Raw genomic sequence first — 20,229 nt, 5'->3', positions numbered from 1 at the left:
GAAGGCAAATGAACGCTTGAGAATTAATATTCCTATTAAATACGAATAATAATTATCTTCCAACCGAAGCTTTAATTCAAAAAAATAATCATTAAGAACAATATATTATGAAAAAAATAATTTTTACAGATAAAGCTCCGGCTCCAATTGGACCATACAATCAAGCCGTATTAAAAGGAAACACACTATATACTTCTGGACAAATAGCTATTGATCCAAAAACGGGTGAGTTAAATACAGAGAACATCCAAACTGAAACGAAACAAGTTATGGAAAATATGAAAGCGGTTCTTGACGAAGCAGGAATGACATTTGAAAATGTAGTGAAAACAACTATATTTATTATGGACATGAATGATTTCGCCAAAATAAATTCAGTCTATGCCACTTATTTTAATGAAAAAACAGCCCCAGCTCGTGAAACGGTTCAAGTAGCTTGTTTACCTAAGAATGTAAATGTAGAGATTTCAATGATTGCAATACTATAGTTTATAAAATCTAAACCCTTTATAAAATTAAAAATGTCCCACTATAAGTTGGGACATTTTTATTTCTAATAGAAACAGGAGCAAAATCAATAAAAAAAACCGTCTCAAAAGAAAACGGTTTAATAAATATAGTATATATAAGTTTTATAATTGCATTATAATTGCATTTAACAACAATTGTGCTGAAGCTTCATTTGTTGCGATAGGCACATTGTGTACGTCACAAACTCGAAGTAACATATTAATGTCTACTTCATGAGCATGACTTGCTAAGGGATCTTTAAAAAATAAAACTAATTTAGTTTTACCTTCAGCAACTCTTGCTGCAATTTGAGCATCACCTCCCATAGGTCCTGAAAGCATCTTTTTTACTTTAAATCCTGCATTCTCCGCTTTGCCACCAGTTGTTCCAGTAGCAATAAGCTTAATTTTTTCATTTTTTAAAATGTCGATATTTTTATTCAAAAACTGAACCATATCTACTTTTTTTCCATCATGGGCAATAATTGCAATTTCCATCGATAGCCTTCTTTATTTATTTGCAATATGATAAGCAATCAATCCATCAATAGGTCTTCTAAGTACATTACCTAGTTGCAATTCATATTTATCAAAAGTTTGTTGTAATTCTTCTTTTAAATAAAAAGCAATTGACCCCACAAAATGAACAGGAACTTCTTTACAATTATCATATTGTCTTATGTAATTTTTCACAAAAGACTTCATCCCTTTCATGATTATCTTTTTACATAATTCACTCTCTTTATGCTGAATTAAAAACTTAGCAAAAGTGGCTAAATAGGCATTTGGATTTGCTTCTTTATATAATTTACTTTTGATAAAGTCAGGATCTACATTGTATTCTTTTTCAAATGCTTCTGCTAATTCCTTTGGCATTTTATTAAAGTAATATTTTCTGATTAATTCTTTACCAAAAACATTTCCACTACAATCATCCATGACAATATAACCCAATGACTGTACCTTTTGATGCAATTCTTTACCATCAAAATAACTACAGTTTGATCCAGTACCTAGAATAGCAACAATTGCTTTTTGATTTTTTGGAGTAGTGGCATATACAGCGGCATAAGTATCTTCTTCAACTGTAATAATAGCATTTGGAAAATAACTTTGAAAAGCTTGAGACAAAGTCAATTTCATTCTATCAGTTCCACAACCAGCTCCATAAAAGAATAAATGAGTTGCGTTTTTTTTGTTTTGCAAAATATCAAAACGATCGTTTAATCGCTCAATAATTTCATCATTTTCAAGTATTTCAGGATTTAATCCTAAAGTTTGTGTAGTAAATAATATTTTTCCATCATCATCTATCGCAATCCAATCGGCTTTCGTAGATCCACTATCAACAATTAATCTCATTTTTTTAGTTTTTGGGTTTTGGTTTTGCTTTTGGTTTAATATAAAATTGATTTACTATAAACCGATACAATATAAGAATAAAAAATAAAAATCCCGTTAAAATACAATAACGGGATTTATAAATATATAAAAGATTATTTCAATCCAGAAATATGTACAGATAAATCAATCAATTTACTTGAATAACCATATTCGTTATCATACCAAGAAATGATTTTGAAGAAAGTAGAGTTTAATCCAATTCCAGCATTAGCATCAATGATAGAAGTTCTAGAATCACCAACGAAATCTTGTGAAACAACTAAGTCTTCAGTAAATCCTAAAACACCTTTCATAGTAGTTTCAGAAGCATTTTTCAACACAGCCATGATTTCTTCGTAAGAAGTCTCTTTAGCCACTTTTACTGTTAAATCTACTGCAGAAACATCTGTAGTAGGAACACGGAAAGCCATACCAGTTAATTTTCCATTCAATTCAGGAATAACTTTACCTACTGCTTTAGCAGCTCCTGTAGAAGAAGGAATGATGTTACATGATGCAGCACGTCCACCTCTCCAGTCTTTTCTAGAAGGACCATCAGTTGTCATTTGAGTTGAAGTTGTAGCATGAACTGTAGTCATTAAAGCTTCAACAATTCCAAAATTATCATTAATAACTTTAGCTAATGGAGCTAAACAGTTAGTAGTACAAGATGCATTAGAAACAATCAAATCAGAAGCTTTAGCTTCAGTATGATTAACTCCCATTACAAACATAGGTGCATCAGCCGAAGGAGCTGAAATAATTACTTTTTTTGCTCCACCTTTAATGTGCTCATTTGCAGTTTCAACAGTAGTAAAGAAACCAGTACATTCAGCAACTACATCAACATCAACTTCATTCCATTTCAAGTCAGCAGGATTTCTTTCAGCAGTAATACGAATGTTTTTTCCGTTTACAAAAAGTTTTCCTTCTTTTACTTCAACTGTTCCATTAAAACGTCCGTGAACTGAATCGTATTTTAATAAGTAAGCTAAGTGATCTACATCTAATAAATCATTTATTGCTACTACTTCTACATTGTCTCTATTGAAAGATTCTCTAAAAACAATTCTTCCAATTCTACCAAAACCGTTTATTCCTAATTTTACTTTTGACATTTCTTTATTATTTATTGTTTATTATTCATTTAAAAAAAACAGATGCTGTAGTTACACAGTTCCATTTTATAACTCTAAGTTGACATGATATCAGAAACTCTTAATAACTCTCTATCAATTTCTGATTTTCCTTTTATAGCTTGCTCTAATGGAGTAAGATTTACTTTGTCATTTTGTAAACCTACCATATAATTCGATTTTCCTTCTAACAAGGATTCTACAGCTTTCACTCCTAATCTACTTGCTAAAACTCTGTCAAAACAAGATGGTGAACCACCACGTTGCATATGTCCTAAAACAGAAACTCTAACATCATACTCAGGTAAATTTGCTTCAACGTAGTCCTTTAATTCAAAAACGTTTTTACCAATTTTATCCCCTTCGGCAATCACAACGATACTCGATGATTTTCCAGAAGCTTTACTTTTTTGTAGAGAATCTAATAATCGATCCAAACCTAAATCTTCTTCAGGAATAAGAATTTCTTCGGCACCAGCACCAATTCCAGCATTCAATGCAATATGACCTGCATCTCTACCCATAACTTCTACGAAAAATAATCTGTTATGTGAGCTAGCTGTATCTCTAATTTTATCAATTACATCTACAACAGTGTTTAAGGCAGTATCGTAACCTAAGGTATGACTTGTTCCAAATATGTCATTATCAATGGTTCCTGGAATTCCCATTACTGGAAAATCAAATTCAGTGTTGAATAGTAAGCCACCTGTAAAAGTTCCATCTCCCCCAATTACTACTAAAGCATCAATCCCTGCTTTTACAAGATGATCGTGTGCTTTTTTTCTTCCTTCTGGTGTTCTAAATTCAAGAGAACGAGCTGATTTCAATACCGTCCCTCCTTTATTTACGATATTATTTACAGAACGAGGACCCATTTCTTTGAAGTCTCCTTCAATCATTCCTTGATATCCTCTATAAATCCCTATACATTCAATGTTATGATAAGCGCAAGTTCGAACTACTGATCGAATAGCAGCATTCATTCCAGGTGAATCACCACCCGAAGTTAAAACCCCTATTTTTTTTATTGTTTTTGGCATTATTTAAGTATTAAAGTGTAAAATTAGCAAACATAAAGCACTTAAAGCGTTATGTTTATATTAAATTAGTTAAGTGCTCTAAATTCAAACGTTTTCGTTAATAAGTTTTCAAAAAAACAAAAAAAAACCGTTTTTTTTCAACAAAAGTTAAATTTTTCAATTATTATTTGATAATTAACCATAAAAAAGCACTTCTCGCTATTTTAAAGAATATAAAAGCAAACATCTGAATTATTAAAATTAGTTAGAATTTTACCAAATTTTTATAAAATTCAATTGTGGCTATACAATCTTAAAAATATTTAAAAGGAAGTGTTATTAATTTTCAAAATTAATAAAAAGGAAAAAGACATCACAAAGAGACTTTTATAAAAATCAACTACTGTTTACAAACTAAAAAAATTAATCTTCCTCTGGAATGATTGCGTCTTGATTTTTATTTAGCTCTTCTTTTTTAGATTCCTTCGGCTTAGAAAAATTAATATATTCTGGCGCCAAGTTTGAGTCTTGATAAACATCATTTGAAGAATTTGTAGTTCCTAATTTATGATTCTTAAATATCTTGTTCACTAACTCTTTAAAAGTATCAAAATCTACTTCATAAGAAACCCCTAAACCTTGAGTATAGCCAATCCCCTGTCCTATGTAATTAATATCATTCTCTCTATTAAAGAGGCGTAAATTAAGCGTTCCATCTTCATTTACTCTATATTGAACTTCTAAATCCCCAACAATAGCAGATTCGTTAATTCCTCCAAATGGTACCCCTACTTTTCCGTTTATAGTAATTCTTTCATTAATTTTTGAGGAAATTGTCGCTACAAAACGACCGTCAGTCTCTCTACCAATTCTTTTGTCAGCAGAAATGTAATTAAGTCCAACTTTAAATTTTTCATTCTCAGATTTTATAATTCCACCTAACAAACTGGATGCTGTTTCAAATAAACTTCCTGAAAAATCAGATTGATTAACTCCTTCAGGACTTAAAAATCCACCAGAAGATAATAGGTATAATGCCTGCGTTTGCCTCACATCTTTATCATTCAATTTATATTGTATCTCGGATTTTAATACATTACTAACCGTAGGGAATTCGATATTAAAATCAGGTTCAGGACTAGCTAAATCTCCTCTAATACCAATGATAACTTCTACAGGTACTTTCCTGTTAAAAGAGGAATTTTCTAATAACACAGCAGGATTGGCAATTGTTTTATAGACAGCTTCTAAATTTAATTGTGCTTTCATTGGATTTCCTTCCCACGAAATAGAACCTCCTTTTTTAACATCAAATTTTTTATCGATAAGTCCCCCATATTTGAAATTATAACTTCCTTCATACGGCTGAAAATCCCCCCACATATTAAATTTACCTAACGTATTTATCTTAAATAATAATGACCCATACCCTTTCCCTTTCATACCATGACCAGAATTCCTATCTAATATCACTTCAACTTCTGCATCGGGTGTAATATCCAAATCAAACTCTAACTCTAACCCTTTGTATTTTCTACCATAATCGACAATACCTCTTTCAATATTATATTTCTCTTTGGCAGTCAAAAAATGAACAAAATTATTATCGCTGACGCTTTCTGCATCATTAATAGGTATTTTAACCGCAGTACCCTTTTCCGATCTTGCATTAACTTTTATAAACAATCCATTGGTAGGCCCTTTTATTGTAGCATCACCATCTATAAATGCAGTACCATAATACGCTGCATCTTCTCTATCTTGCGTATCTAGAACAAGTAACCTTTTCGTATTTACCGCTAAATCCAGTTTCCAATCGGCAAAATTATTGTGTTCAATACTACCATTCAAAGTACCTTTTGTATCAAATTTAGAATCTGTGATTGTATTATTTCTAAACAAGAATTTCTCATCTACTAAATCAATTATTGACCTATCATTTAATACATAATCTACATTCAAATAAGGAATTGTCATTCCTGTATTATCAGCATAAAGACGACCGTTTATTTTAGGTTTAGTCAAGTTTCCTCCAATAGAAGCATTTCCTGATATTAACCCTCTAATATTTGTCATTACTTCCCCGCCTATCGAACTTAAGACGCCTAAATTGAATTTGTCAAATTTTAATTTTAAATCTAGAACTGTTTCCTTGTTTATTATTTCAAAATTTCCATACGCATTAAAAGACTCTAAATTCTCATTTTCTAAAAAGGAATTAATAGAAAATTTTTCTAAATTCTGATCCCCTTCAATATCAAAATTCAAAACCCCTAAATCCGTTTTGTTTATGTTTAAATGATCAATTACTAATGAAGCCGTGGGTTTATAAATAGCATTATTCTGCTTAAAATCAACCTCTCCATTTATATTTCCGTTAAAAACAAATTTATCATTTTCGGGTGTTATTTTAAACAAATCAACATCCTTAAAACTAAGTTTCAAATCCTTATTTGTATCGTCCTTAATTTTTCCTTTTAGTGAAATAGCCTGATTTTCATGAGACAATATAATATCATCAATATTGAAATTCTTAAAGGACTTGTCAAAAACGATCTGATTGTTAGGAGCGTCTTTTTCATTTAAATACCATAGATAATCTTTAAATTTCATCTCTGATTTACTAATCCCAACAACATTATCATTATTCTTATTAATGGTATGGTATAAATTCAGATTGAAATAATCTTCCCCTTTAACACCTCCTTTGAATTCAGAACGAAAGAACAACGTGTCTTTCATAGTAACATTAATTAAACTAAAATCTCGAATTTTATAATATTTTGTTTTAATACTATCTAATTCTATATAGGCATTATATAGCGGGTTTTTATTATCTATTGCAACTCTGATGTTATCAAAAATATTATTAGATGCTACAATTTGCGGTGAGTTAAAGTTAAGCTTGAACTCTTGAATATCCGACTTAATATTCCCTTTTACAATTGTATTAGCGGCGATTGCAATTTCGGGATAAAAAATTTCTATAATTTTATTATATATGGTAAAATTAAACTTTAGAAATTGTCCTTTGTTTACCTTGTTGGGTTTGAAATTAGTATATAAACTTCCTAAAGAATTCTTTACTAAATTTCCTAATTGACTAAATTGAAATTTTCCAATAATCTCACCTTCAACAATATCTGGTGAATTTACAGTTATTGTGCGTATTCTTTCATTATCAAAACTAGAATAAATATTAAAATCATTAAAAACATAAGTGTCTTTGACATTCTGATATGATGTTTTTTTAATATATACATTCCCTTGAAGGTTTTCAATTGTATTTCCTGTTACTTGAACAATGACATCCCCTTTAAAAATAGAAACAGAATCCTTTACTAGTTTTAATTTATGTAAGTCTGCATTTTCAACATTTATATGAAAATCATACTTATTGTCTTTTTTACTTAAGTCCAATAAGCCATCAAAATTCATACTTAAATTTGGGTCATTTACAGAAATTTGGCCTTTGTAATTTGGCGCCTTAAATTTACCGTTTACGACAACATTAGTATAGGTATAATTATTAAAATCAATTTTTGTTATATCGCCTTTGAGGGAAGTGTTTAAATATTTTTCAGTAAAACCTACTCCATCAACATCAATATTCATACTTATTTTACCAAGGTCTTTGCGTTCAAGCAACTCGCCTACATCAAAATCTTCTAAAACCACATTACCTGAATAAGATGCTTTATCGATAAAATCAATTCTTTTCATACTTAAAACAGATTGCAGTTTCCCTAAATCTGAAGTCATTGAAATATCCGCATCAATTGCCGTACTAGTCAATTGAGTATTTCCAATAACATTGAAATAACCTAATTTCTTAATTTCTATTGGTAGTTTCTTTCCTAAAATATTAGGGAGAATAGACACTAAGTTATCATAACTACTTGAAAAAGAAGTAAGCTGTGCATCCATTAAAAACTTCTGATCTTCTGCACCAAAAATATTTTTAAAATTAATCGCTCCAATCATTTTTGTTTTTTTGGAATCAATAAGGTTCAATCGTGTAATCTTTAAATTATTTAAAGCTCCTTTAATATTGGCTTTAATATTAAAATATTGATTTTTACCGAGCTCATCATAAAAAATTCTAATGTCATTAGAAGCCAATTTGGCTGAATTGATTTTTACGTCAAATTGAACTTTATCTGTAAAACTAGAAAAATCTTCAATTTTATAATTCAGATAAACATCAGCATCAATTTTTGACTCTTTTGTTTCAATTTTTAGCTCTTCAAGTTTTATGTTCTTTTTTGTATAACTAAACTTAGAACTTAAGTTGGCAACATATAGACCACGATGATCTAAAAATGACATTTTATTAATTATAGTTTTAACAGCTGGACCATATAATAAAAAATCACTTAAAGTTGTATTTAGTTTAGTAAAATCAAGTTGTTTAGGTGTGCTTTTATTTTCATCTGTTAAGATAAAATGCCCATCAGTAATATAGGCATTATTTGCTTTTAGCAAAAAATGTTTACCAGAAGGTTTTCCTGTATTAAAGGCATTGATGAAATTATCAATATTACTTTCTTTTTCATTTTTATACGTTTTCAGCTTAAATAACAATCCCTCTAAATGAATATCTTTAAAAATTAAATCTCCATCTAATATTTTTTTTCCTTCAAGAATATTGGTATTAACTATTTTTGAATAAATCAAAGTATCTTTATGGTGATCCAGAATGATGACTTTTTTGAATTTCACCCCACCAAAAACAGAAACTCTAACTTCATTTATAGCAATATTAGTTCCATAATCTTTATTGATCGAATTGGTAAAATATTGTGCAATTTTAGTTTGGACAAAAGGCAAAGAAAGAGCAATACCAAGCACTAACAGCAATAGAATTAGCCCCAAAATTATGCGGAAAATTATTTTAATGAATTTTTTGATACCTTTTGTTATTATATTTTTTCTAAATAATTATTTTGCCCTAGGAAAGAGCGGCACCTTTAATAAAAATTCTTTAATTTTGGCTGCGCCGTAAAAATAAAAAAAATAAAATCGGTTTGTCAAATATAATCCAAAATTTGTGCCTTTTTATGCAAAATTCCGAGGTTTTTATTCTTGCTATCGAAAGCTCCTGTGACGACACAGCTGCTGCTGTATTACATAACGACAAAGTACTGTCAAATGTTGTAGCAAATCAATTGATTCATACCCAATATGGAGGTGTAGTTCCTGAATTAGCTTCACGTGCTCATCAACAAAATATAGTACCCGTAATTGATGCCGCACTACAAAAAGCAAATATTAAAAAAGAACAACTTTCAGCAATTGCGTTCACCCAAGGTCCCGGATTAATGGGGTCATTACTTGTTGGCAGTTCATTTGCTAAATCTATGGCATTGGCATTACAAATTCCTTTAGTTGCTGTAAACCATATGCATGCCCATATTTTAGCCCATTTTATAGCAGAAGAAAATTACGATAAACCAAGTTTCCCATTTTTAGCTTTAACAATTAGTGGTGGACATACACAAATCGTAAAAGTCAATGATTTCTTTGATATGCAAATTATTGGAGAAACAACGGACGATGCAGTTGGAGAAGCTTTTGACAAAAGTGCAAAAATACTGGGCCTTCCTTATCCAGGCGGTCCTTTAGTTGACAAACATGCACAATTAGGAAATCCTAAAGCATTTGCTTTTACAAAACCAAAAGTTCCTGGACTCGATTTTAGCTTTTCTGGATTGAAAACGGCCATTTTATATTTTATTCAAAAGAAAAAATTAGAAAACCCTGTTTTTATATCCGAAAATCTGAATGATATTTGTGCCTCCATACAATATACCATCATTGAAATTTTGATGGATAAACTAAAATTAGCCGTAAAAGAAACCGGAATAAAACAAATTGCAATTGGTGGTGGCGTTTCGGCCAATTCTGGAATTAGAAATACTTTGAAAGAAGCCGAACAAAAATACGGTTGGAAAACCTTTGTTCCTAAATTTGAATACACAACCGATAATGCTGCAATGATTGGAATTGTAGGTTATCAAAAGTTTTTATCACAAAAATTCGAAACTTCATCTGTAGTTTCAAAAGCACGAATACAATTTTAAACTATGCAATTATTTTACAATCCAAATATTGACGCAACTACTGAAAACTTCTCTTTTGACAAAGAAGAAAGCAAACATATCATAAAAGTTTTACGAAAAAAAGACACTGATATATTATATGTTACAAATGGTTTAGGGGATTTATTTGAAACAGAAATCACATTAGCTTCTGATAACAAATGTACTGTTAAAATAATATCTGCTACAAAAAAAGCACCTTCAAAAGTACATTTACATTTAGCTGTAGCTCCTACAAAAATGAATGATCGATATGAATGGTTTCTGGAAAAAGCAACTGAAATTGGTGTTCAAGAAATAACTCCAATCATTTGTGATCACTCGGAGCGAAAAGTAGTTAATCAAGAACGATTTGATAAAATTATTTTGGCCGCGATGAAACAATCAAATGAACTGTATCTCCCCAAATTAAATAATGCCATTACTTTTAAAGAATTTGTTAAACAAAAAAATGAAGGGTTACAATTGATAGCGCACTGTGAAGAAACAGATAAAAAATCATTGAAATCGGTATTAAAGCCTAATGAAAACCTTACTATACTAATAGGACCTGAAGGTGATTTTTCCGAAAAAGAAATTGCATTAGCAATAGCCAGTGAGTTTATTCCCGTTACCTTAGGTACTACTCGATTAAGAACCGAAACAGCGGCTATAGTAGCTTGCCATAGTGTAGCGTTCTTTAACGAAGATTAATTTTTTTAAAGAATTATGAAAAAATTATATTCGCTTTTACTGTTAATCTCTATTTCATCATTTTCACAAGAAATTGCCTTGGTAAAATACAATGGAGGTGGTGATTGGTATGCAAACCCTACATCACTTCCTAATTTAATTAAATACTGTAATGCGAATATCAACACAAAAATAAACCCAAAACCTGCAACTGTTGAACCTGGAAGTTCTGACATTTTTTCTTATCCATTCCTTCATATGACAGGTCATGGAAATGTCGTTTTTAATGATGCTGAAATAAATAATCTTAAAAAATACTTAAAATCTGGAGGTTTTCTGCACATCGACGATAATTATGGAATGGATCAATATATCAGAAAAGAAATAAAAAAAATATTTCCAAATAACGAATTAATAGAAATTCCCTCTACTCATCCCATTTTTCAAAAACCATTTTCGTTTCCCAATGGATTACCTAAAATTCATGAACATGATGGAAAACGTCCACAAGCATTTGGCATTTTTATAGAAAATAAACTTGTTTTACTTTATAGCTATGAATGTGATTTAGGAGATGGATGGGAGGATCCAGAAGTGCACAATGATCCAATTCCTGTACGTGAAAAAGCATTAAAAATGGGTGCCAATATTATCAATTATATTTTTAATAATTGATAACTATATACTGCATAAATCTCCTAAAAAGAGAATTACATTTAAAACTACAACCTATTTACAACATAAAACAAATTCTGTTTTCTAAAAATTATTTTTAAAATATAAAGAGATAATTCTTCTGCTACTTAAAAATAAGTACTCCTAGTTAAAATTTATTTTTTTTAGCATAAAAATTAAATGAACTCCTTAAAAAAATCCAGTACAAAATTAAAATAAATGGATGATTTTCATGAAAATATGTTGAATTGTTCCATAATATGTTTGAATAAATACTTTATAACAACAATTCATAACAGTCAAAGTGTTCGATAAAGCCGATTAAAGACGTTTGTATTTTATATTTAGTAAGATTAATCCTATTTTTTTATTTTATATTTTGAATGTTTTATTCAAAAAAGCCCGTCAAATAAGCACTCTTAAATTCTTGTTAATTTATTTATTTTAAAAAATTTTTTTATTTAATTATTTTGTTATAGAATTGCGGTATTATTAACCAAAATCAATTTTTTATAACAAAACCAATTATTATTATGAAAAAAGTAATTTTATCCGCAATGGCATTCTTAATGCTATTTTCTTGCCAAAATGACCAAACAGAATCGACTGTTGCAGCTACAAACGCAATGGCAAAAAGAGCATGTGCTTCACAAGATGTACTTGCTGAACAATTAAAAGCTGACCCTACATTAGCTTTAAGAATGAATCAAATTGAGGCTTTTACCCAAAAAGCGATGTTAACCAACCGTCTAGTAAATGGTAAAATTGTAATTCCTGTTGTTGTAAATGTATTATACAGAACAGCTGCTGAGAATATTTCTGATGCACAAATACAATCACAAATTGATGTCTTAAATGAAGATTATACAGCAACTAATGCTGACTTCAGTAATACTCCAGCTGAGTTTGCAGGAGTTGCGGCAAATGTTGGTATTACATTTGAATTAGTTCAAATCAAAAGAAAATCAACTACGAAAACCTCTTGGGGTACAAGAGATGCAATGAAAAGCACAAAAAAAGGAGGATTAGACCCTACATCACCAGCAAATACACTTAATATGTGGGCTTGTACTATTGGTGGAGGTATTCTAGGATATGCTCAATTCCCAGGTGGATCAAGTGCTACTGATGGAGTTGTTATTGATTCTAATTATTTTGGATTATCAAGCGCTGCTAGTTATCCTTATAACTTAGGAAGAACAGCTAGTCATGAAGTTGGTCACTGGATGAACTTAAGACATATTTGGGGTGATGCATCTTGTGGTAATGACTTAGTTGCTGATACACCTGTTCACAAAACTTCAAACTTTGGCGTACCAACATACCCTTACGTAAGTACTTGTTTACCTGCTCACAATGAAATGACAATGAATTACATGGATTACACTGATGATAGAGGTATGTACATGTTTACAAACGGTCAAAAATCAAGAATGACAGCTTTATTTGTTTCTGGAGGAGCAAGAGCTGGTTTTGGAATCTAGATTTTAACCATTCCCAAATTAAACTCGCTACTTGTTAGCGAGTTTTTTTTGGGAAAATTTAAAATAAAAGATTTAAGAATACTATTACTAAATTAAAAATGTATAAGAAAGTAACTTTAGAGAAAATCAGAAGTTCATTAAAGTTTAAAAAAAGCTGTATCTTTATAATACCTATATACATTTGCATTATAATAATGAAATAAAGATCTAAAAATTAAAAAAAACTTTTAATAATACAATCGGCATGAATAATAAAATACTTTTTTATTAGCTATAATTTTTATTTTAGATAAAAATGTTATAAAATTGTTATTCTATTAACCAAAATCATTAATTTATAACAAACCATTATGAAAAAAATTATTTTATCAGCCGTGGCATGCATGATGCTATTTTCTTGCCAAAATGAATCATCAGATGCAAGTTCTCTTTCTACAAACGCAATTACGCAGCGTAAATGTGCATCACAAGATGTACTTGAAGCACAATTAGCAGCTGACCCAACATTAGCTTTAAGGATGAATCAAATTGAACAGTCCATACAAAAAACTATGCTGACAGGTCGTTTAGTAAATGGAAAAATTGAAATACCAGTAGTAGTTAATGTATTGTATAAAACTGCAGAAGAAAATATTTCTGATGCACAAATTCAATCCCAAATAGATGTTTTGAATGCAGATTTTAATGCTGGAAATTCAGACTATAATGATGTTCCTGCTTTATTTTCTGGAGACAAAGCGAATGTAGGGATTTCATTTGTCTTAGAAACAATCAATAGAAAATCGACTAAAAAAACTTCTTGGGGTACTAGAGATGCTATGAAAAGTACGAAAAAAGGAGGATTAGACCCTACGTCACCTTCAAACAAGCTTAATATGTGGGTTTGTACAATTGGTGGTGGAATTTTAGGTTACGCACAATTCCCTGGTGGTAAAAGCGCTACTGATGGAGTAGTAATTGATCCAAACTACTTTGGTTTGTCAGGTACAGCAAATGCACCTTACAACTTAGGAAGAACTGCAACTCACGAAGTAGGTCACTGGATGAACCTACGTCATATTTGGGGTGATGCAACTTGTGGAGATGATTTAGTATCTGATACTCCTACGCATAACACTGCAAATTATGGTGTACCAGTTTACCCTCATTATAGTACTTGTCCCGGAACTCCAGTTGAAATGACGATGAATTACATGGATTATACTGATGATCCCGGAATGTATATGTTTACCAATGGACAAAAATCAAGAATGGATGCCATATTTGTTTCTGGTGGTGTTAGATCAGGTTTTCGTATCTAATAATTTTTAAACTTAATAAATAAAAAGAGGTCTCAAAATATATTTTGAGGCCTCTTTTTATTTACTGTGACTTTCCAAACTGCTTGTATTGGTTGCTGTTATTTCAATTTATTTTACATCTAAATTTTATTTAAAATAAACGGGACGAAAATTTTATGATTGCTATTCATGATAAAATACAATAGGCCTTAGCTTGATTTGTAATTAATTTTATAAGTTGATATAAAAAACGCCTCATTTAGAGACGTTTTTTTGTTTTTACTAATTAAAACAAACTATTCATTTATAAATCAATTACTTATTTTTTAAAATTTGAAATTCCTGATTTTAACCAAGTCTCATACTCTCCTATACTTACATAACTTATAGTTGGTTTTGTTTTATTTAAACTATTCCCTTCTAAATCAGTTAAAACATATAAAGGTTGTGTATTCGTTTCATACTTAGATATCATAAAATCAGTCCATTTATCTCCTACTGTTTCAATTGTTGAACCCGTTGTTTTCGATACAAATTGTTGGTCTTTTGGCAAATCCCTTTTGTCATCTACATATAAAGAAATTAACACAATATCATTATTTAGAATAGGTAAAATAGTCGAATCAGACCAAACATTATTTTCCATTTTACGGCAATTCACACAAGCATAACCTGTAAAATCAAGCATAATAGGTTTATTAACTGATTTAGCATAAGCCAATCCTTTTTCATAATCATCAAAAACTACGATTCCATGAGGTCCCCTTTTAGCACCATCAGGCAAAACAGTTGCTGCAGAAATAGTGCTAGAACCACCTACACCAAAAGGGCTTTCACTATATTCAATAGAAGGTGGGAAAGCATTAATAATTTTTAATGGAGCTCCCCAAAGTCCTGGAATTAAATAAATAGTAAAACTTAAAACAACCAATCCCATTAATAGTCTTCCTACCGAAAGGTGTGTTAATGGACTATCATGTGGTAAGGTAATTTTACCGAATAAATAGAATGCTAACGTTCCAAAAATAGCAATCCAAATCGCCAAGAATACTTCTCTTTCTAATAAATGTAATTGTAAAACTAAATCAGCATTCGACAAAAATTTAAAAGCCAAAGCCAGTTCCAAAAATCCTAAAACTACTTTTACGGTATTCAACCAGCCTCCTGATTTTGGTAAAGAATGCAACCAGCCTGGGAACATTGCAAAAAGCATAAAAGGCAATGCCAATGCCAATGAAAAACCAAACATCCCAACAATTGGTGCAATACCTCCTTTTGAAGCTGCTTCAACCAATAAAGTCCCTACAATAGGTCCCGTACAAGAAAAAGAAACAATAGCTAGCGCTAATGCCATAAATAATATACCAATCATTCCGCCTCTATCAGCTTGATTATCTACTTTATTGGCCCAAGAATTAGGTAACATAATTTCGAAAGCCCCTAAAAATGACGCTGCAAAAACAACCAATAAAACAAAAAATATAATATTAAACCACACATTTGTTGATAAAGCATTCAGCGCATCGGCGCCAAAAACCCAGGTTACTACAAATCCCAGCATCACGTAAATAACAATAATAGCAATTCCGTAAATAATAGCATTTCTGATTCCCTTAGCCTTTGTTTTACTTTGTTTAGTAAAGAAACTTACCGTCATAGGAATCATTGGGAATACACAAGGCGTCAACAAAGCGGCGAACCCTGAAAGAAAAGCAATAAAAAAGATCGACCAAAGTCCTCTTTTAGAATCTGGTTTTGGAGTTGCTTCCACCGTTTTTTCAGGAGTAGCTTCCATAATATTGCTGGCACCAAGACTTGGAGCCAAAGTGTCTTCTTTTATAGTATCTAATGATGTAGGACCTGCAACTGTTTCAGCTTTTGGAGTTTCTACTATTGCAACAGCAGCAGTACTTGCGGGAATAGTAAAAGTAAATTTTTTCTCTAAATTGATGCAAACCTCTTTACATACTTGATAATTCAATTCGGCTTCAACTTTAGTAACTTTTGAATTTGTGATCTTAATTTCTTGTTGAATTTGCGCTTTTCTTTCAAAGAAAGTTTCATTTACTTCAAAAATATCATTGTAAGCTGTTCTTGTTTTACTTTCTTTGGCTTTGCCTACAAGACTAAAATTTCCATTTGCATTTTTAAAAATCACTTCCAATGGCAGTGGTCCCCCATCAGGTGTAAATTGCGAATACATATGCCACTCTTTTTCTATAACACCATTAAAAGTTAGTAGATAGGTATTCTCTGATTTTTTTTCAATTTTAGTAGTCCATTTAACGGGATCCAAAATTTGTGCATTTACATTGGCAAAAGCCAAAAAAGTAAGTAGTAAAAAAATAATTTTCTTCATTATTCTAAATCTATTTTTAATATATTTTGTGTCGTACTATTTATTCTAAAACGTTCATCTTGTCTGTAACCAATAACCCAAACAATGGAATCACCAGACCATAAAATCCAGCAATTTTCTTTTTCTAATAAGGAAAACTTTTCATCTTTAAAAAACTTACTTAGTTTTTTAGTCTTGCCTTCCATGCCAAAAGGTTGAAAATTATCCCCTTCTTTCCACCTACGTAAACTTAAAGGATAATGTAATTTATCTTCATCAACAAATATAGCCGTATTTGAGCTAATGGAAATGTCATCTACTTTACAAAACGAAAGATTTAAGGGAATCTTAACGTCTTGGACTCCTTTTTCGATACAATATTCTTCGTTTTCAGTTTCAAAATTTATCGGACTTAGAATTAAAGAATCTCTATCTTTCAATAATCTAAATTCTGATGAAAAAATTTGTTTTCCAGATTGGCTATCGACCAAATCATAAACATCATCCCAAGCCGAAAAACCAAATTCATGCAACCATTGGTACAAATACGATTTATAATTAGGCAATCGCTTTAGCTGGTTCAAATTAAAATGCATTTCATCTTCCTCTTGTCGCACTACTTGTTGATATACCATGATAGAAGCGTCTTCTACCATCGCTGCTGATTCTTGCAAATACGATTGTGTTTTTTGAAATGATTCAATAAAATGTGGATTCAGTTCTTTTAATAAAGGAACTAAATCATGACGAATCTTATTTCGTAAATACTTATCTGAGGCATTGCTGCTGTCTTCACGCCATTCAATCTTATTTTCTTCAGCATAATGAGCAATTTCTTCTCTAGAAAATAACAAAAGCGGCCGAATAATATTTCCGTTTTCAGCTGGAATACCAGTTAAACCTTCTAGTCCTGTTCCTCTACTCAAATTAATCAGGAAGGTTTCAATATTATCATCCGCATGATGTGCTGTGAGGATATAATCATAGTTTTCGGTTTCTAAAAGTTCATAGAACCAATTGTATCGCAAATCTCTTGCTGCAACCTGAGTAGACAGTTTGTAATCTTTGGCGAAAGCCTGAGTATCAAATTGCGTTATAAAAACGGGAATATCATTTGCTTCAGCGAAATCTTGAACAAATTTTTGATCTCCAAAACTCTCTACTCCCCTCAACTGAAAATTACAGTGTGCCAAAGCTATTTTATAGTCCAATTGCTGAAATAAATGAGCCATCACCATACTATCCAAACCACCACTTGTAGCCAGAAAAAGTTTTTTATTTTCCAAAAAGGGAAAGTGATGCGCAATATGATTTTTAAGTTTATCTAACATGCTTCAAAAATAAAGATTAAAATCTGAAATCGATTTATGAATTTCACTTATTCCAAAACTTCGCGCATGGCTTTTGCTTTGAGTAAACATTCTTCGTACTCTGATTCTGGAATTGATAACGATGTAATAGCACTTCCCACAGAAAAAGAAACGTATTTTTTTTCTTGATTGTATAAAATACTACGAATAACTACATTAAAATCAAAGTCGCCATTTGGAGTGAAATACCCAACTGCTCCACTATACATCCCACGTTTTGTTTCCTCGAGTTCTTCAATAATTTTCATCGCAGCAATTTTGGGAGCACCGGTCATACTTCCCATTGGGAAAGTCGATTTAATGGCATCAATTGCAGAATATTGAAAATCCAATTTGGAAGTAACAGTAGAGATCATTTGGTGTACTTGCATAAAAGAATACATGCCACATAACTCTTTTACTACAACGGAACCTTTTTGAGCTGTATGCGATAAATCGTTTCTAACGAGGTCCGTGATCATAATGTTTTCGGCCCTTTCTTTTGGGTCTAAAGCGAGATTATTTTTAGAAAGTTCATCTTCAACAGGATCTAAAAAACGCTTAGCTGTTCCTTTTATAGGTTGGGAAATAAGATTCTCATTTTCTTTTTTCAAATACCGTTCAGGTGAAGCAGACAATAAAAATTGAGTGTTATTTTTAAAAAAAACGGCAAAAGGTGGTTGCGAAATTTTATTGAGTTTTAAAAATTTTTCTAACGGATTTATACTAGTATTTTCAGCATAAAACTCCATACAAAAATTGGCCTCATACAAATCTCCGTGATGAATATAATCTAGCATTTTGGAGACTTTTTCTAGATAAGCTTCTTTAGAAACGCGTTGTTGAATATATAGCGTATTTTCTTTTTGCTCTTCTACTATTACACTTTCAAATATTTCAGCGAAGTCTTCTTCCAATTCATCATCACACATATTGAGATACTGCATTTCAAGCTGATCTCCTTTTAACAAAAATATTTTTTTGGGTTGGTAGAAAAATAAATCAGGAAAATCTAATCCGTCATATTTATTAGAATACAATTCTTCTACATCATTTTTCAAATCATAGGACAAGTAACCAAAAATCCAATCTTTAGTGATTTGTTGGTATTGTTTTAAATCTTCAAAGGCATTATGAGTATCCGTTTTTATCGAAGTAAGCGCATCAACGGCCAAAATACAGTCGTAATTTGAATATTCCTGTGGGTAATCATTACTATCCATAAAAGTAATTTCACGGAATTGCTGTGACCAAATTAAAAGTTGTTTTTTGAACAATTTTGGTTTTGAAATGGACTTATAAACTGATGTTCTCAAAAATATTTTCTTTAAAACTCAAAATTACGATAAAAAAAAAGCTTTAATATATCATTATAAGAAAAATCAGTCCATTTTTTTTGTAAATTTACAGTAAGATACTGAATTTAATCACTTTAAAAGGATTGAATTATGGCTAGTAAAATATTCATAAATATAGCTGTTAAAAACCTAGAGGCATCAAAGGCATTTTTTCTAAAACTAGGTTTTACTTTTAATCCTCAGTTTACTGACGATAAATCAGCATGTATGATTGTTGGAGAAAATATATTTACAATGCTTGTACAAGAAGAACGTTTTAAAGACTTTACCAAAAAAGAACTTTGTAATGCACAAAAATATACCGAAGTCTTACTTTCCATAGATCTTGAAAGCAGAGAAAAAGTAGATGAACTGGTAAAAAAAGCAATTGAAGCTGGTGGAAAGCAATATATGGAACCGCAAGATTATGGATGGATGTACGGCCATAGTTTTGCAGATTTAGACGGGCACCAATGGGACCTGTTTTATATGAATGAAAGTGAGATTCCACAATAATACATTTTAGTTATTTAACCAATTAAACCTAAATATTATGAAAATTGCTACCATTATTATTCGGATTATGCTTGGACTTTTGTTTCTTTACACTTCAATTAGTTATTTTTTTCACCTAACTCCCGAAGTAGCTTCAACAGGAGAGTTCAAGGCATTCCAACTTGGCCTAGTCGCTTCAACTTATTTATTACCATTAGCAAAAATAGTAGAATTATTAAGTGGATTATCCTTTGTCACAGGGAAATACATGACCTTAGCCAACCTTGTAATACTACCTGTAACAATCAATATTCTATTAATTAATTACTTCCTAACACCAGAGAACTTACCTCTGGCCATCTTTGTATTTCTAGGTAATGTATTTTTAATCTTCTCTCATTGGGAAAACTATAAAGGTTTATTTAGAGCTGAATAATTTAATTTTGGC

16 protein-coding genes are annotated in these 20,229 nt (G+C 30.9%); 8 read left to right on the top strand and 8 right to left on the bottom strand.

Going from position 1 to position 20,229, the window contains the following annotated elements; translation table 11 throughout:
* Positions 1–107 precede the first annotated feature (107 nt).
* A complete protein-coding gene (locus AB3G34_RS04790; RefSeq protein ID WP_367769278.1) occupies positions 108–488 on the top strand; it encodes a RidA family protein in 381 nt (126 codons plus the stop codon).
* Between the two features lie 144 nt (positions 489–632).
* On the opposite strand, the gene AB3G34_RS04785 is transcribed toward AB3G34_RS04790, so the two are convergent.
* From AB3G34_RS04785 to AB3G34_RS04765, 5 genes are all read right to left on the bottom strand, one after another.
* The gene (locus AB3G34_RS04785; protein WP_367769275.1) at positions 633–1,007 is read right to left on the bottom strand and encodes a methylglyoxal synthase; all 375 of its coding nucleotides are present in this window, start codon (positions 1,005–1,007) and stop codon (positions 633–635) included.
* A 12-nt stretch (positions 1,008–1,019) separates the two neighbouring features.
* Entirely contained in the window at positions 1,020–1,871 is an 852-nt protein-coding gene (locus tag AB3G34_RS04780) for an N-acetylglucosamine kinase (RefSeq protein ID WP_367769272.1), read from the bottom strand.
* A 134-nt stretch (positions 1,872–2,005) separates the two neighbouring features.
* Entirely contained in the window at positions 2,006–3,010 is a 1,005-nt protein-coding gene (gene gap, locus AB3G34_RS04775) for a type I glyceraldehyde-3-phosphate dehydrogenase (RefSeq protein ID WP_367769269.1), read from the bottom strand.
* Positions 3,011–3,084: 74 nt separating this feature from the next.
* Positions 3,085–4,071, bottom strand: coding sequence for a 6-phosphofructokinase (pfkA, locus tag AB3G34_RS04770; protein WP_367752579.1), 987 nt, complete (start codon positions 4,069–4,071; stop codon positions 3,085–3,087).
* 402 nt (positions 4,072–4,473) lie between these two features.
* Complete coding sequence (locus tag AB3G34_RS04765) at positions 4,474–8,925, bottom strand: translocation/assembly module TamB domain-containing protein (protein ID WP_369753608.1); 4,452 nt, start codon at positions 8,923–8,925, stop codon at positions 4,474–4,476.
* Between the two features lie 185 nt (positions 8,926–9,110).
* Between AB3G34_RS04765 and tsaD the strand changes: the two genes are divergently transcribed.
* The 5 genes from tsaD to AB3G34_RS04740 all read left to right on the top strand — a co-directional run bounded on the left by tsaD (position 9,111) and on the right by AB3G34_RS04740 (position 14,283).
* Positions 9,111–10,133, top strand: a complete 1,023-nt coding sequence (gene tsaD / locus AB3G34_RS04760) for a tRNA (adenosine(37)-N6)-threonylcarbamoyltransferase complex transferase subunit TsaD (protein ID WP_369753607.1) — start codon at positions 9,111–9,113, stop codon at positions 10,131–10,133.
* A 3-nt stretch (positions 10,134–10,136) separates the two neighbouring features.
* Positions 10,137–10,844: a 16S rRNA (uracil(1498)-N(3))-methyltransferase gene (locus AB3G34_RS04755; RefSeq protein WP_369753606.1), complete on the top strand. Its 708-nt coding sequence runs from the start codon at positions 10,137–10,139 to the stop codon at positions 10,842–10,844.
* A 15-nt stretch (positions 10,845–10,859) separates the two neighbouring features.
* Entirely contained in the window at positions 10,860–11,498 is a 639-nt protein-coding gene (locus tag AB3G34_RS04750; RefSeq protein WP_369753605.1) for a DUF4159 domain-containing protein, read from the top strand.
* A gap of 533 nt (positions 11,499–12,031) precedes the next feature.
* Positions 12,032–12,982: a zinc metalloprotease gene (locus tag AB3G34_RS04745; protein WP_369753604.1), complete on the top strand. Its 951-nt coding sequence runs from the start codon at positions 12,032–12,034 to the stop codon at positions 12,980–12,982.
* A 350-nt stretch (positions 12,983–13,332) separates the two neighbouring features.
* Entirely contained in the window at positions 13,333–14,283 is a 951-nt protein-coding gene (locus AB3G34_RS04740; protein ID WP_367752567.1) for a zinc metalloprotease, read from the top strand.
* Between the two features lie 298 nt (positions 14,284–14,581).
* On the opposite strand, the gene AB3G34_RS04735 is transcribed toward AB3G34_RS04740, so the two are convergent.
* Genes AB3G34_RS04735 through AB3G34_RS04725 form a run of 3 tightly spaced genes read right to left on the bottom strand, consistent with a single transcriptional unit; the run spans position 14,582 to position 19,265 of the window.
* Positions 14,582–16,621 carry a protein-disulfide reductase DsbD family protein gene (locus AB3G34_RS04735; RefSeq protein WP_369753603.1) on the bottom strand — a complete coding sequence of 680 codons (2,040 nt, stop codon included), beginning with the start codon at positions 16,619–16,621 and terminating at the stop codon, positions 14,582–14,584.
* The gene (tilS, locus tag AB3G34_RS04730; RefSeq protein ID WP_369753602.1) at positions 16,621–17,931 is read right to left on the bottom strand and encodes a tRNA lysidine(34) synthetase TilS; all 1,311 of its coding nucleotides are present in this window, start codon (positions 17,929–17,931) and stop codon (positions 16,621–16,623) included. The genes AB3G34_RS04735 and tilS overlap by 1 nt, the downstream gene beginning before the upstream one ends.
* A 47-nt stretch (positions 17,932–17,978) precedes the next feature.
* Positions 17,979–19,265, bottom strand: coding sequence for an anthranilate synthase component I family protein (locus AB3G34_RS04725; RefSeq protein ID WP_367752561.1), 1,287 nt, complete (start codon positions 19,263–19,265; stop codon positions 17,979–17,981).
* Between the two features lie 132 nt (positions 19,266–19,397).
* Between AB3G34_RS04725 and AB3G34_RS04720 the strand changes: the two genes are divergently transcribed.
* Positions 19,398–19,802, top strand: coding sequence for a VOC family protein (locus AB3G34_RS04720; protein WP_369753601.1), 405 nt, complete (start codon positions 19,398–19,400; stop codon positions 19,800–19,802).
* A 37-nt stretch (positions 19,803–19,839) separates the two neighbouring features.
* A complete protein-coding gene (locus AB3G34_RS04715) occupies positions 19,840–20,217 on the top strand; it encodes a DoxX family membrane protein (RefSeq protein WP_367752557.1) in 378 nt (125 codons plus the stop codon).
* Positions 20,218–20,229: the final 12 nt, after the last annotated feature.

Source organism: Flavobacterium sp. WC2409, from assembly GCF_041200085.1.
Taxonomy (GTDB): domain Bacteria; phylum Bacteroidota; class Bacteroidia; order Flavobacteriales; family Flavobacteriaceae; genus Flavobacterium.
This window is presented reverse-complemented; position numbering and strand designations above follow the sequence as displayed.